Below are 14637 nucleotides of genomic sequence, written 5' to 3'. Positions count from 1 at the left end.
CCCCCCCCCGGCAGGCGGGTGAACGGCAATCGGCCCGACCGGGCAAAGGCACCCGCGATGCGTTCTCTTTCCTCCCCCTTCCGTGGCGGCGCCCGGCCCGCCGCCGCGCGCTGGCGCTACGCCGCATGCCTGCCGCTGATCCTGCTGGGCGCCCAGGCGCTGGCCGCGCCGCAGCCGTGCGAAGCGCCGCCGCCCGGCCCGCGCGACCTGGAAGGCACCGGCTACTACACCGACGCCGCCCACTCGCAGATCGACCCCGCGCTGCAGGCCCGCAACCAAGCCCAGACCCGGCCGCTGAACGACTACGCCCGCCGCGTCGCCGACCTTTCCGACGCCTACCTGGCCCACGGCGACGCCGCCGCCGGCCAATGCGCGCTGACGTGGCTGGCATCCTGGGCCAAGGACGGCGCCATGCTCGGCCGCATGATCCACGGCAACAACGACCAGGCCGACTACCTGCGCCAATGGACCCATGGCGCCGCCGCCCTGGCCTATCTGAAGACGCTGCCGCTGGCCACGCCGGCGCAACGCGGCATCATCGGGCCCTGGCTCGAACAGCTGTCGCGCGCCAACCTGGCCTACTGGGAAGACCCCCGGCACCAGCGCAACAACCATTACTACTGGACCGGCGTCGGCATCCTGGCCACCGCCATCGCCAACGACGACGCCGGCCTGCGCCGCGGCGCGCAGACGATCTACCGGAAAGGCGTCGACGACATCCAGGCCGACGGCAGCCTGCCCATGGAAATGGCGCGCGGCGCCCGCGCGCTGCACTATCACGACTACGCCGCCGCGCCGCTGGTGATGATGGCGCAGCTCGCCGATGAAAGCGGCCAGGACTGGTATGCCTACCGCGAAGGCGCCCTGGGCCGGCTGGCGCGGCGCGTGGCCAAGGGCTACCTCGACAGCGCCTGGTTCGCCCGCCACGCCGGCGTGGCGCAGCAGGACGGCAAGCCGCATGGCTTCAGCGGCTGGATCGAGTTCTACCGCCTGCACGCGCCCAACACGCCGGCCTTCAGCGCCCTGCATGCCGCCGGCCCCTTCGACGATCCCCGCCTGGGCGGCAACCTGACCCTGATGGCCGCCCACGGCATCGTGCCGCGACGCTGATGCCGACCCGCCCGTCGGACGATGCCGGCGGGCCGCGCCAGGCGTAAACTGGATCCACACCCATACGCTGTATGCGGCCGCCGAGGGGCAGCCGCCGGAGATCGCCATGCAAGCCACCGCCACACGCACACTCGCCCTGCTGGCCGCCCTGCTGATATTGGGCGGCTGTTCCTCCCTGGGTCCCGGCGGCCCGCCACATCCGGGCGCGGTCAACCCCTACAGCAGCGGCGGCTTCCACGACGCCGGCCCGAACTATCCGGACACCGGCCCCTGAGCGCCCTGCCTGGCGGCCGCGCCCGACGCGGCCGCCGGATCGTTCGCCAGCTTGAACCAGCGTTGCACGCGCTGCCAATGCGCGTCGCCGTAGAGCCGGCGAAAACGCAGGTTCTCCTCGGACTGCGCGTCCGCCATCGCCGCCAGGCGCTGGGCAATGAAGGCCGGGGTCAATGCCAGGCCGCAGTCGACCGTGATGCAGCGATGCCACTGCGCGTACGTCTCAGGGATCATTTCCGTTTCTCCGGGCAATCAGGTCAATGCCTGCGCCAGCAGCCAGGCCGAGACCAGCGAGGTCACGGCCTGGCGCCCGGCCAGGCCCCAGGCGTGGCGCGCGCCCAATTCGCGCCCAACCGTCCATAGCGTCACCAGGCAGGCCGAACAGGTCGACGCCAGCCACACCAGCACGAACATCTGCGCCGCATCCAGCCGGGCCAGCAGCGCGCCCTGGCCCTGGTTCAACGCCAGCAGGCCATCCTTGCGCAGGATCGAGAACACCACGCCTGTCGCCGCGTCCGCCGGCAGGCCCAGCGCGGCCATCGGCGCGCGCAGCAGCGACGCCAGCGCCTGCAACGCGCCCAGTCCGTCCAGCAGCGAGGCCGCCACGCAGATCAGCAGGAACACCGGCATTGCCTGTTTCAGGAACTGCGCCACCACCGCGCGCAGGCGCCATGTCACGCCGCGCCACGAGGGCCATTGCAGATACGCCTTGCCCGGTAGCGGCGCGGCGGCCTCGGCCGGCAAGGCGCCATGCCACAACCGCGTGTGCGCCGCCCCCACCAGGAACAGCAGCAACAGATAGGGCACGAACAACCCCATCCGTCCCGCCGCGCCGAACACCGATAACGTCGCGCCGATCTGGTAGCTGCAGGCCGAGCCGAACGCGATCAGACTGACGCAGGCGCGCCGCGTGCAGGCCGAGCAGGCCCGGCTCTGGAACGTCGCCACCACATTGCAGCCGAAGCCCGACAGCACCGGCACCAGGTCGCGCCCGCTCAGGCCGATATGCCTGAGCGCGGGATCGAGCGCCGCGGTCATGCGGTCCTTCAGGCCGCTTTCCTCGGTCAGCGCCATCGCCAGGCCGATCAGCGCCACCACCGGAAAGGCCCAGATGAACGAATACAGCCCCAGGCTGACGACGCCGTAGCCGCCCACCAGCAGGGTCTGCAATGCGGGCGGCGCGCCGGCCAGGGCGCGCGTCAAGGGTTCGACGAGCGCCGCGTCCGCCAGCGGCTGCAACCAGCCCGACAGGCCGTAGGCCAGGTACACCGGCAGCGCGAAACTCGACAGCAACGCCAGCAGCGCCCACCAGGGGCCCAATCCGGCGTGCTCGAACGGCGTGCGCTGCGGCCGGCGCGCGAGCGACGCGTGCCACAGCACCGGCCTGGCCGGCAGCGCGGGCAAGGCCACCGCGCCGGCCAGGGCATGGCGCACCGCCGCCAATTCCCGCGGCGCCGGCGCGCGCGCATTGATGATGGCCACCGGCACGCCCAGCGCCGCGCCGCAGCGCGCCGCCAGCGCCGGCGCGTCATCGCACTTGTCCGCGAACGTCAACACCACGCAGATCCGGTGCGCGCCATGCAACGCGGCCAGCACCTCGCGCATCAGGTCGGGCGCATCGGTGGCGCGCATCACCACCGCCACCACGGCGGCCGGCGCCATCCGCGCCAGGGCCAGCCGCGTGGCGGCGCTGTCGCCGCGCAGTCGCACGCCGGGCGTATCCACCACGCGCATCGCGGCGCCATCGAGCGCGGCTTCGCGGCAGGCCACGGTGGACCCGGCCACGTTGCTCTCGTCGCCGACCGCCTGGCCCGTCAGGCCGCGGAACAGCGCCGACTTGCCGGCGTTCTCCAGGCCGGCCAGCACCACCACGGCCTCGGTCGATTCAATGGCGTCGGGCCGCATCGCGTCCACCCGCCGCCGTCAGCATTCGCAGGCCTCGTCGCAGCAATCGGCGTTGCCGAATGGGCCCCAGGCGCCGGCGGCCCGCTCGGCCTCCAGCGGCGGCAGGCCCAGGTGCTGCGCGACCATGCGCGCCACGCTGTCGAAGCGTTGGCGGAATTTGTAGATGAAGCAATAGATGCGCCGGTCCTGGCGCACCTGCGGCCCGGCCAGGAACAGGCCCGGCATCAGGGTCGATTCATCGTGCGCGCTCAGCACCGGCCGGCCGTCGGGCGTCCAGTCGAAGCACGGGCGGATCAATTGCGCGCCGCCGCCGCGCAGGAAGCCGGTGCCCAGGATCGGCGCGTTCGCAGTGGCGAAGACCCGGCCGTCTTCTGCGTGCACGCTGAACCCCGCCGCCAGCCGGCGCACTTCCAGCACATTGACGCCGAAGGCGATCTCCAGCCGGCCGCTGTCCAGCGCCTGGTAGAGCCGCTGGCGGCTGTAGGGCGACAGCGACAGACTGGGGTCGTGCGCACTGGCGGGGTCCCAGGTCGATTTGCGCGCCAGCAGCTGCACCCGCGCGCCGCGCGCCACCAGGTTCACCGCCGCGTCCACGCCGCTTTCATAGCCGCCGATCACCAGGTATTCACCGGCCTCGAAGGCCGACCAGCTATCGACCTGCGCGTAATGCAGGCAGTCGGCCGCGCCGGCGAACGGCCGCAGATCGGGGTACTGGTATTCGCCCGTGGCCCAGATCACCGCCCGCGCCAGCGCGGCGCCCCTGGAGGTCTGCAGCTGGAATTCGCCGCGCGCGCCGCGCGTCAGCGCCGAGACCTCGCAGTCCAGCGCCAGCGGCAGGTCATGCGCCTGCGCCACCCGCGCCAGGTATTGCGCGTAACGCGGGCCGTCCAGGTGCTCCATGCCGGCCGTCAGCGCCGGCGAGCTGGTCTCGGTCACGGCGTTCAGGTCGGCCAGGCCGAACGGATTGCTGTAGAACGACGGCGTGATGAAACGCGTCTCCTGCGGCCAGGACAGGAACGAGGCCCCCACCTGATGCCGGTCGATCACCGCCAGCCGGTTCACGCCATGGCGGCGCAGCGCCACGGCCATGCCGATGCCGGCCGGCCCGGCGCCGACCACGGCGACTTCAAGCACTTTCGGTTCCACGGCGCGCGCCTATTTGTTCTTGGCCCCGCCCTGGCGCGCCTTGAAGCGCGGATTGGATTTGCAGATCACATAGATGCGCCCGCGGCGCTTGACCACCTGGCAGTCCCGGTGGCGGGTCTTGGCGTCTTTAAGGGAGGAAAGGACTTTCATGCGGCACTCCGGCAAGGATCGAAAGAAAAACCGACCCGCGCGGCGCGGGCCGACGTAAATGATATGTAATAACATTACGTTTGTCACGCAAAGCCCGCCAACAGTGCTTGCACCAAGATCAGACGGAAGGTAAATTGTTGACAATCAATCGCCCCATGGCGATTTAGAACGGGTTTTCACCCTGAAAATCCCTGGATTGTTGACACAATGAGCAAAGTGCTGACGCTTCCCGGCGCCGCATCGGGCGATAGCGAGACCCTGGCGGAACACATCTTCCGCAAGATCCAGTCCGCCATCGTCAAAGGCGAGATCGCCCCGGGCAGCAAGATTTCCGAACCCGAACTGGCGCGCATCCACGGCGTCAGCCGCGGCCCGCTGCGCGAGGCCCTGCACCGGCTCGAAGGCCAGAAGCTGCTGGTGCGCGTGCCGCACGCCGGCGCCCGCGTGGTCTCGCTCAGCCCGCAGGAACTGGCCGAACTCTACGAAATCCGCGAATCGCTCGAAGGCATGGCCTGCCGCCTGGCGGCTGAGCGCATGGCGCCGGCCGAAGTCGAGCAGGTGCGCCAAGTGCTGCACGCCCACGAAAAGGACGAGGCCTTCCAGGCCGGCACCGGCTATTACCAGCAGGAGGGCGACTACGATTTCCACTACCGCATCGTCAAGGGCAGCGGCAACCAGATGCTGTTCCGCATGCTGTGCGACGAGCTCTACCAGCTGGCGCGGATGTACCGTATCCAGTACTCGACCACTCCCAACCGCCCGCGGCAGTCGTATGCCGAGCATCACCGCATTCTCGACGCCATCGCCGACCGCGATGGCGAGCTGGCTGAACTCCTGATGCGCCGCCACATCCGCGCATCCCGTCTCAACATTGAAAAACAGATCGCTCAGGGCAACCTGAAGCGCACCGAGGCATGAACAAATCCTATCGCAAGCCCCTGCAAGGCACCCGCCTGGACTATTTCGACGCGCGCGCCGCCGTGGACGCCATCGCCCCCGGCGCCTACGACCGCCTGCCCTACACCTCGCGCGTGCACGCCGAGAACCTGGTGCGCCGCTGCGATCCGGCGCTGCTGACCGACGCGCTCAAGCAGCTGATCGAACGCCGCCGCGACCTGGACTTCCCGTGGTATCCGGCCCGCGTGGTCTGTCATGACATCCTCGGCCAGACCGCGCTGGTCGACCTGGCCGGCCTGCGCGACGCCATCGCCGACAAGGGCGGCGACCCCGCCAAGGTCAACCCGGTGGTGCCGGTGCAGTTGATCGTCGACCACTCGCTGGCCGTGGAATACGGCGGCAACGACCCCGACGCCTTCGCCAAGAACCGCGCGGTGGAAGACCGCCGCAACGAAGACCGCTTCCACTTCATCGACTGGACCAAGCAGGCCTTCCGCAACATCGAAGTGGTGCCCCCGGGCAACGGCATCATGCACCAGATCAACCTGGAGCGGATGTCGCCGGTGATCTACACGCAGGACGGCGTGGCCTTCCCCGACACGCTGGTCGGCACCGACAGCCACACCCCGCACGTGGACGCGCTGGGCGTGATCGCCATCGGCGTGGGCGGCCTGGAAGCCGAGAACGTGATGCTGGGCCGCGCCTCGTGGATGCGCCTGCCCGACATCGTCGGCGTCGAACTGACCGGCCGCGCCGGCCCCGGCATCACCGCCACCGACGTGGTGCTGACGCTGACCGAATTCCTGCGCAAGGAAAAGGTGGTCGGCGCCTATCTGGAGTTCTACGGCGAAGGCGCGGCCAGCCTGACACTGGGCGACCGCGCCACCATCTCGAACATGGCGCCCGAGTACGGCGCCACCGCCGCGATGTTCGCCATCGACCCGCAGACCATCGACTACCTGCGCCTGACCGGCCGCGAGGACGAACAGATCGCGCTGGTGGAAAACTACGCCAGGACCGCCGGCCTGTGGGCCGACAGCCTCAAGACCGCCGAATACGAGCGCGTGCTGCGCTTCGACCTGTCGACCGTGGTGCGCACCCTGGCCGGCCCGTCCAACCCGCACCGCCGCCTGCCGGTGGCCGACCTGGCCGAACGCGGCATCGCCGGCACCGTCGAGAACCAGCCGGGCCTGATGCCCGACGGCGCCGTCATCATCGCCGCCATCACCAGCTGCACCAACACCAGCAATCCGCGCAACGTCATCGCCGCCGGCCTGCTGGCGCGCAACGCCAACCGCGCCGGTCTGACGCGCAAGCCGTGGGTCAAGAGTTCGCTGGCGCCCGGCTCCAAGGCCGTGGCCCTGTACCTGGACGAAGCCGGCCTGACCGAGGACCTGGAAAAACTCGGCTTCGGCGTCGTGGCGTTTGCCTGTACCACGTGCAACGGCATGTCGGGCGCGCTCGATCCCGTGATCCAGCAGGAGATCATCGACCGCGATCTGTACGCCACCGCCGTGCTGTCCGGCAACCGCAACTTCGACGGCCGCATCCACCCCTACGCCAAGCAGGCCTTCCTGGCCTCGCCGCCGCTGGTGGTGGCCTACGCCATCGCCGGCACCATCCGCTTCGACATCGAACGCGACGTGCTGGGCACCGGCGCCGATGGCCGCGAGATCCGCCTGAAGGACATCTGGCCGAGCGACGAAGAGATCGACGCCATGGTCAAGGCGGCCGTCAAGCCGGAACAGTTCCGCAAGGTCTACGCGCCCATGTTCGGCCTGCGCAACGAGCGCGACGCCACGGTCGACCCGCTGTACGCGTGGCGCCCGCAGAGCACCTACATCCGCCGCCCGCCGTACTGGGAAGGCGCGCTGGCCGGCGAGCGCACGCTGCGCGGCATGCTGCCGCTGGCCGTGCTGGGCGACAACATCACCACCGACCACCTGTCGCCGTCCAACGCCATCCTGATGGACAGCGCCGCCGGCGAATACCTGCACAAGATGGGCCTGCCGGAAGAGGACTTCAACTCCTACGCCACCCACCGCGGCGACCACCTGACCGCGCAGCGCGCCACCTTCGCCAATCCCAAGCTGTTCAACGAGATGGTCAGGAACGCCGACGGCACGGTCAAGCAGGGCTCGCTGGCCCGCGTGGAACCGGAAGGCAAGGAGATGCGCATGTGGGAAGCGATCGAGACCTACATGGACCGCAAGCAGCCGCTGATCATCGTGGCCGGCGCCGACTACGGCCAGGGCTCGTCGCGCGACTGGGCCGCCAAGGGCGTGCGCCTGGCTGGCGTCGAGGCCATCGCCGCCGAAGGCTTCGAGCGCATCCACCGCACCAACCTGATCGGCATGGGCGTGCTGCCGCTGGAATTCAAGTCGGGCGTGAACCGCAAGACGCTGGGCCTGGACGGCACCGAGAGCTACGACGTGGCGGGCGAGCGCAAGCCGCGCGCCGACCTGACGCTGGTGATCCACCGCCGCAACGGCGAGACGCTGGAAGTGCCGATGACCTGTCGCCTCGACACCGCCGAGGAAGTGTCGATCTACGAAGCCGGCGGCGTGCTGCAACGCTTCGCGCAGGACTTCCTGGAAGCCGAATCGGCCGCCGGTTCGGCCAAGAAGGCCGGCTGACATCCCACCGCATGGCGGGCGCCGCGGCGCCCGCCTTCTCCACCCAAGACATCAGGACTGCCCCATGGCCCATGCCCCCCAGATCAAGATTCCCGCCACCTACATGCGCGGCGGCACCAGCAAAGGCGTGTTCTTCAAGCTCGACGACCTGCCCGAATCCGCCCGCGTGCCGGGCCCGGCGCGCGACGCGCTGCTGATGCGCGTCATCGGCAGCCCCGACCCCTACGGCAAGCAGATCGACGGCATGGGCGCGGCCACCTCCAGCACCAGCAAGACCGTCATCGTCGGCAAGAGCAGCCGCGCGGAACATGACGTCGATTACCTGTTCGGCCAGGTCTCGATCGACCAGGCCTTCGTCGACTGGAGCGGCAACTGCGGCAACCTGTCGGCCGCCGTCGGCCCCTTCGCCATCACCAATGGCCTGATCGACCCGGCCCGCGTGCCGCGCAACGGCATCGCCGTGGTGCGCATCTGGCAGGCCAACATCCAGAAGACCATCATCGCCCACGTGCCGATCACCGACGGCGCGGTGCAGGAAACCGGCGACTTCGAACTGGACGGCGTGACCTTCCCGGCCGCCGAACTGCAGCTGGAATTCATGAACCCGGCCGAGGAAGGCGACGGCGGCTCGATGTTCCCCACCGGCAACCTGGTGGACGACCTGGAAATGCCCGGCGTGGGCACCTTCAAGGCCACCATGATCAACTCCGGCATCCCCACCATCTTCCTGGACGCCGAGGCCCTGGGCTACACCGGCGCCGAGCTGCAGGACGACATCAACGGCGACGCCGCCGCGCTGGCGCGCTTCGAGACCATCCGCGCCCACGGCGCGCTGCGCATGGGCCTGATCCAGAAACTGGAAGAGGCGGCCGCGCGCCAGCACACGCCCAAGGTGGCCTTCGTGGCCCGCCCCAGGGCCTACACCGCCTCCAGCGGCAAGCAGATCGGCGCCGGCGACATCGACGTGCTGGTGCGCGCCCTGTCCATGGGCAAGCTGCACCACGCCATGATGGGCACCGCCTCGGTCGCCATCGCCACCGCCGCGGCGATTCCCGGCACGCTGGTCAATCTGGCGGCCGGCGGCGGCCAGCGCGACCAGGTCAACTTCGGCCATCCCTCGGGCACGCTGCGCGTCGGCGCCGAGGCGCAGCAGATCGACGGCGAATGGACCGTCACCAAGGCCATCATGAGCCGCAGCGCGCGCGTGCTGATGGAAGGCCGCGTGCACGTGCCGCCCACCGGGTTCTGAGGCGGCGGCCGCCGACGGGCGCGGGCTGCGGTATTCTCTGCCGCAGCCCATTCCCTTATCGACGGAACCGTCCATGGCACACCCCGGCGCCCCACGCCGATTCCAGCGCGTCCTGGCCCTCGCGGCCCTGCTGCTGTCCGCCAGCGCGGCAGCCGCCCCGATCCTGATGCAGCCGCTGCCCGGCGCCACCTACGCGCAGGGCCGCTACTACCTGATTCCCCAACCGTACGCGACGGTCAAGGCCGACCTGGAACAAGGCCTGGCCGGCAAGGACCTGGGCGGGTTCCGCGGCCGTGACGACAGCGGGCCGCTGTCATCCATGGAGTTCTACTGGGCCGAGATCGGCGCCCGCCATCAGCCCGCGCTGAAACAGGCGCTGGACCAGCAGGCCAACCAGGCCGCCGACCCGGTCCTGGCCAAGGCGCTGGCGGCCGGCGCCATCAACCGCGACGAGCACGACGCCTTCCGCGCGGCCATCGCCCGCCAGCCCGACTACGCCCCCGAACAGATCAAGTCACTGCCGTTCTTCTCGCAACCGGTGGCGCGCTGGTCGTTCCAGCGCGAACGCGGCAAGTCCCGCCGCACCCAATCCGACTACGGCACGGTCATGGATCTGTCGGGCCTGACCGGCCGCGAGGCGCTGACGCTGGTCTGGCACGGCGGCACCGACACCACCATCACGCGCCATTTCCGCCTGACCCGCTGCATGGTCGGCGTGACCTGCTTTCCCGATCCGCATTTCGAATACAACAGCCAGAGCGTCGACCACGCCGACCCGGCGCTCGACAGCTACCTGGACGGCCTGGCCCGGCGCTTGCAGGCCCTGCCGGAGGCCGACGCCGACCGCTTGATGCAGGCCTATTTCGACGCCTACGCGCGCGGCCGCGCCACGGCCACGCAGCCGGTTGGCCCCGCCCCCGCGCAGGCCACGCTGCCCGAGACGCCGGTGTCCGGCATCCGCCTGCCGGCCGACGAGGCCGACCTGCGGCGCTACGACAACGACGAATGGCGCCTGCTGGCGCTGCCCGACGGCAGCCTGCTGGCCTCCGGCGGCGCCACCCAGCGCTTCGTGCCGCGCGCGGGCGCCACGCCCGCGGCCAATGGGCCGCGCCAGGGCGCGGATGCGGCCATCACGCGTGAAGACACCGCCGGCTTCGGCCTGGCGCGCGCGCTCAAGATCGCCGCCGACGGCCAGGTCTGGGCGCTGGGCCTGCGCGAGGACGATGGCGGCCGCACGCTGCTGGCGTGGCGCCCCGGCCAGCGCCGCGCCGCCGTCCACGCGCTGGACCCGCAGCTGCCGCAATGGCGCATTGACGACTGGACTCTGCCCGCCGCCGGCGGCGTGGCGCTGCGCGTGGGCGACGACCTCTACACCATGACGCCCCAAGGCCGCTGGCGCCAGCGGCACTGGGACGCCTCGCTGCGCCGCGAGGCCAGCGACACGCTCGAAAATGCCCTGCCCTGGGTCCCCAGCGATGCGATCCAGTTCGGCGACGGCCTGTTCTGGGGCGGCGACCGCGGCGGCTATGGCATCGATCCGGCCACCGCGCGCGTGGTCGCCAGCGTCCGCACCGCCACGCCCAAGCTGCTGTTCGGCAGCCGGCCGGGCAACTGGGCCCTGGCCGTGGCGGAAACGCCTGACGGCCGGCGCCTGCGCGCCGTCGACCTGGGCACGGGACAAGTCCGCTTCGACCTCGAGACGCCTGCCGTCTACTACACCTCGGCGGCCGCGCGCAGCGCCCGCGGCCGCCTGCTCGCCGTCAGCGGCGCCGACAACACGGTGGTGGTGATCGACATGGCGCAGGGCAGGCTGCTGGCCAACCTGCGCGCGCCCAAGGACTACAGCGTCAGCGCGCTGGCGTTCTCATGGAAGGGAGACCGGCTGTGGATCTACGCCCGGCCGGTGGGCAACAACGACGTGGCGCAGTTGATTGCCTGGGACGCGCCGGCCGACGCGGTCGATCCGGCCCAGGGCCGCGATCTGCCCGACCAGATCCGCTGCGGCTACTCGATGGCGTGCCGCTGACACGGGCCGGCGCGGCGCGCCGGCCCCGTCGCCCGGCATCGCGGGATGCCGGGCGCCCCGCTTACTGGCCCTTGTCCTTCGGCGCGCTGGCCACCAGCGCGTCGAACGCCTTGTCCAGACTGGCCAGCGAATCGGCGATGTGGGCGCGGCGGGCCGCGATCCACTTGTCCTGCGCGGCCAGCTGCTCGCGCGCTTCCTTGATCATGCGGTCCATCTCGGCCGGCTGCGGACCGCCGCTGGTGGCGCGGTTCTTGACGATGGCCACGGGGTCCAGCGTCGAGCGGAACTCGGCCTCGCTCATCGGCAGCTCGTTCGGATACTTCGAGCCCTTCATGGCTTCGGCGTAGATGCGGCGCGCCTGGTCATACGGGAAATCCAGCGGCTTGATATTGTTGGTCTTGGCGTAGCTCACGACCTCGGAGGCGAAATGATGGCCGTCGCGGAACGGCAGCTTGTACTTGCGCATCAGCACGTCGGCCAGTTCCTGCGAGGCGGTCCAGTCGCTGTTCAGTTCCTCCAGCGCGCGGTCCGGGCTGATCACCATGGCCTTGAGCACGCGGTCCCAGCGCTTGAGCGCGGAGATGCCGGCATCGACCATGGCCGAGTTCTGCTTGACGTCCTTCGGATCGCTCATGCCCGGCGTGATGTTGTGCGTCTGGATCACCGGCCCCATGGCCAGCGTCACCGCCGTCGAGGCGTCGCTGCGCGTATCGTTGAGCAGGCCGGGGTTGCGCTTTTGCGGCATGGCGCTGGACACGTAGGTATTGCCGCCGCCCTCCTCCAGCAGGATCCACGGCCGCGATTGCGCGTACTGCGTCATCACGTCCTCGACGAAGTTGCCGGTGCGCAGCGCGATGCTGGTGACGATCGACGCCACCTCCACCGGCTGGTCCATCGACGAGATCTGCGAAGCGTCATAGGCGTTGTCCACCAGCGCCGTGAAGCCCAGGTACTGCGCCATGCGCTTGCGGTCCAGCGGCCAGCTGGTGCCGTTCAACACCGTCGTGCCCATCGGCGAGCGGTCGATGCGCGCGTAGGCTTCGCGGATGCGCTGGGCATCACGCTCCAGCCCGGCCGCTTGGCCCAGCAGATAGTGGCCATAGCTGTTGGGCTGGGCCGCGACGCCGTTGGTGTAGTTGGGCACGATGGTGCCGGCGTGCTTGGCCGCCAGCTCCACCAGCGTGCGGGAGGTGGCGTTCAACTGGTCCGCCAGCTCCAGCAGCTTGTCGCGCAGGATGGCGCTGCGGTAGGTGGCATGCATGTCCTGGCTGGAACGGCCGGCGTGCAGCAGCGTCACGTCCTCGCCCGCGGCCTTGATCAGCAGCGGCTCGAAGGTGATGACGCTGGCCGGGCGCTTGGCGCCGGGCTGATTGCCGTCGTTGATCACCTTCGCCACGCCCGCGGCCAGCCGGGGCGCCATGGACTTGTCCAGCAGCCCTTCGTCGGTGTTGATCACCGCCGTCGCCTTGTTGATCTCCCCGAGCCAGAAAAAGGGATCGCGCAACGGCTTGGCGGTGGCGCTGGCGGCGGGCGCCTGCTGCGCCGACGCGGTGTGGGCGCCGAGCGAAAGGACCAGGGCTGCGCCCAGGGCGGGCAGGAAATGTCTCATGGCGTTCTCGTTATGAAGGGGGAAAGGAAACCCCCGTATGAAACACCATTTTTGCTCGCCCTGCGCATGAAAATGCAATGTGAAAACGTAACCGTGCCCGGCGCTACGGCGGCAGCCCCTGGTCGGCGGCCCAGCGCAGCACGAAGCGCGCCCCGCCCGCCGGGCTGTCGGTCACGCTGATGCTGCCGCGGTGGCTCATCGCCACCCGCTGCACGATCGCCAGCCCCAGCCCCGCGCCGCCGGTGCCGCGATCACGGCTTTCATCCAGGCGGATGAAGGGTTCGAAGATCCGTTCGCGGTCCGCCGCCGCGATCCCCGGTCCGTCGTCGTCCACCACCAGCTCGAAGCCGCCCTCGGCGCGCTGCATCAACGCGATGTCGATGCGGCCGCGCGCGTAGCGCACCGCGTTCTGCACCAGGTTCAGCAGCGCCCGACTCATGTAGCGCGGATTCAGCCGCACGTGCGGCGGCGGGTCCGGCGCCACCACGCAGCGCACATTGCGCGCCGCGGCCTGGTGCGCCACCTGCGCCAGCGCCTCGCCCAGCCAGTCGCGCGTGTCCACCGTCTCGAGCTGCACGGTTTCCTCGGTAGGCCGTTCCAGCCGGGCGTACACCAGCAGTTCCGCCACCATGCTTTCCAGCTCGGAGATGTCCGCGCGCATGTCGCGCAGCACCCGGCCATGGCGGGCCGGCAGGCCGCCGCGGTCCAGCTGGTCCACCTCGAACGACAGCCGCGCCAGCGGCGTGCGCAGCTCGTGCGAGACGGCGTTGGTCAGGCTGCGCTGGTTATCGACCAACGCGGCGATCCGCTCGGCCATGGTGTTGAAGCTCTCGCCGACGTGGCGGATGCCCGAAATACGCGACAGGCGCACGCGCATGCTCAATTCGCCCTGGCCCATGCGCAGCGCGGCGTTGCGCAGCGCGTCCATGTCGCGCCACATCGGCAGCGCCCACAGCGCCAGCAGGCTCATCGCCATCATGAACCCCAGGAACACCCAGACGCCCCAGGTCAGCAAGGTGTCGACCAGACCCTCGCCCGGCAGACGCACCTCGAGCCACTGGGCGGGCTGGCCCGGTAGCGGCACCAGATGGGTGCTGTACTCGTCCCGCATCACGAAGCCCAGGATCTCCAGCTGCTCGCGTTCGTCCTCGTTCAGCCGCACTTCGTCCTGGCGCAGCAGCTGCAGCCGCAAACCGTAGTAGGGCCGCACCTGCTCGCGCAGCACCGTCTCGCGCTGCGCCGGCGCAACGTCGTCGAGCCGCAGGCGCAGCTCATGGACCTGGCCGCGCAGCGACTGGAAGGCGACGTTCTCCACGATCGGCCGGAACAGCGTGCCCAGGCCTTTGTCCACGAGCTGGTAAGCCACCCCGAGACTGATCAGAACCACGACGAAAACGCGAACGAGAAATTTGAGCATCGATGGCCTTCGGGCCGCCCGCCAACGGCTCGACGCGGCGGGCGCGCCCGCGTGGCGGAGCAGGCGGGGAAGCGGGAAACTGCGGGGGCAAGGTCGCGCGGCGGCCGGACGGCCGGGCCCGCGTGATCCGCGGGCGCGCCCCGGGATGATAGGGAACAAGCCCGTTCGCGTTCCGCCGTGTTTTGTGTGGGATTTGTGAAAAAAAGTGAAACAGGCAGG

The 14637-nt window shown here is 70.1% G+C and carries 12 protein-coding genes; 6 read left to right on the top strand and 6 right to left on the bottom strand.

Annotation, left to right across the window (positions count from 1 at the left end; translation table 11 throughout):
• Positions 1-57 precede the first annotated feature (57 nt).
• Positions 58-1110, top strand: coding sequence for an alginate lyase family protein (locus tag AOZ49_RS27610; RefSeq protein ID WP_082380607.1), 1053 nt, complete (start codon positions 58-60; stop codon positions 1108-1110).
• 106 nt (positions 1111-1216) lie between these two features.
• Positions 1217-1384 (top strand): hypothetical protein, encoded by a 168-nt coding sequence (locus AOZ49_RS32720; protein ID WP_116523079.1) that lies wholly within the window; start codon positions 1217-1219, stop codon positions 1382-1384.
• Here the strand turns inward: AOZ49_RS32720 and AOZ49_RS27605 are convergent.
• Genes AOZ49_RS27605 through ykgO form a run of 4 tightly spaced genes read right to left on the bottom strand, consistent with a single transcriptional unit; the run spans position 1363 to position 4584 of the window.
• Entirely contained in the window at positions 1363-1617 is a 255-nt protein-coding gene (locus tag AOZ49_RS27605) for a hypothetical protein (protein WP_054478955.1), read from the bottom strand. The two genes, AOZ49_RS32720 and AOZ49_RS27605, sit on opposite strands and share 22 nt — an antisense overlap.
• 18 nt (positions 1618-1635) lie before the next feature.
• Positions 1636-3288: a nucleoside recognition domain-containing protein gene (locus AOZ49_RS27600; protein WP_054429078.1), complete on the bottom strand. Its 1653-nt coding sequence runs from the start codon at positions 3286-3288 to the stop codon at positions 1636-1638.
• 18 nt (positions 3289-3306) lie between these two features.
• The gene (locus AOZ49_RS27595) at positions 3307-4422 is read right to left on the bottom strand and encodes an NAD(P)/FAD-dependent oxidoreductase (protein WP_231689909.1); all 1116 of its coding nucleotides are present in this window, start codon (positions 4420-4422) and stop codon (positions 3307-3309) included.
• A 21-nt stretch (positions 4423-4443) separates the two neighbouring features.
• Positions 4444-4584, bottom strand: a complete 141-nt coding sequence (gene ykgO, locus AOZ49_RS27590; protein ID WP_025138121.1) for a type B 50S ribosomal protein L36 — start codon at positions 4582-4584, stop codon at positions 4444-4446.
• A 207-nt stretch (positions 4585-4791) separates the two neighbouring features.
• On the opposite strand from ykgO, the gene AOZ49_RS27585 reads away from it, so the two are divergent.
• The 4 genes from AOZ49_RS27585 (at position 4792) to AOZ49_RS27570 (ending at position 11392) form a co-directional block, all read left to right on the top strand.
• Positions 4792-5502 carry a GntR family transcriptional regulator gene (locus AOZ49_RS27585; RefSeq protein WP_054429081.1) on the top strand — a complete coding sequence of 237 codons (711 nt, stop codon included), beginning with the start codon at positions 4792-4794 and terminating at the stop codon, positions 5500-5502.
• The gene (gene acnD, locus AOZ49_RS27580) at positions 5499-8117 is read left to right on the top strand and encodes a Fe/S-dependent 2-methylisocitrate dehydratase AcnD (RefSeq protein ID WP_054478954.1); all 2619 of its coding nucleotides are present in this window, start codon (positions 5499-5501) and stop codon (positions 8115-8117) included. The genes AOZ49_RS27585 and acnD overlap by 4 nt, the downstream gene beginning before the upstream one ends.
• 64 nt (positions 8118-8181) lie before the next feature.
• Positions 8182-9366: a 2-methylaconitate cis-trans isomerase PrpF gene (gene prpF / locus AOZ49_RS27575; RefSeq protein WP_054478952.1), complete on the top strand. Its 1185-nt coding sequence runs from the start codon at positions 8182-8184 to the stop codon at positions 9364-9366.
• A gap of 73 nt (positions 9367-9439) precedes the next feature.
• Positions 9440-11392: a YncE family protein gene (locus AOZ49_RS27570; RefSeq protein WP_054478951.1), complete on the top strand. Its 1953-nt coding sequence runs from the start codon at positions 9440-9442 to the stop codon at positions 11390-11392.
• A gap of 61 nt (positions 11393-11453) precedes the next feature.
• On the opposite strand, the gene AOZ49_RS27565 is transcribed toward AOZ49_RS27570, so the two are convergent.
• Positions 11454-13001, bottom strand: coding sequence for an argininosuccinate lyase (locus tag AOZ49_RS27565; RefSeq protein WP_054478949.1), 1548 nt, complete (start codon positions 12999-13001; stop codon positions 11454-11456).
• Positions 13002-13104: 103 nt separating this feature from the next.
• Positions 13105-14367, bottom strand: coding sequence for an ATP-binding protein (locus AOZ49_RS27560; RefSeq protein WP_369815883.1), 1263 nt, complete (start codon positions 14365-14367; stop codon positions 13105-13107).
• Between the last annotated feature and the right edge of the window lie 270 nt (positions 14368-14637).

Origin of the sequence: Achromobacter sp. 2789STDY5608615 (assembly GCF_001298995.1) — a bacterium.
Lineage (GTDB): Bacteria > Pseudomonadota > Gammaproteobacteria > Burkholderiales > Burkholderiaceae_B > Achromobacter > Achromobacter insuavis.
The sequence above is the reverse complement of the archived record's forward strand: the minus strand, read 5'-3'. Positions and strand labels throughout refer to the sequence as shown.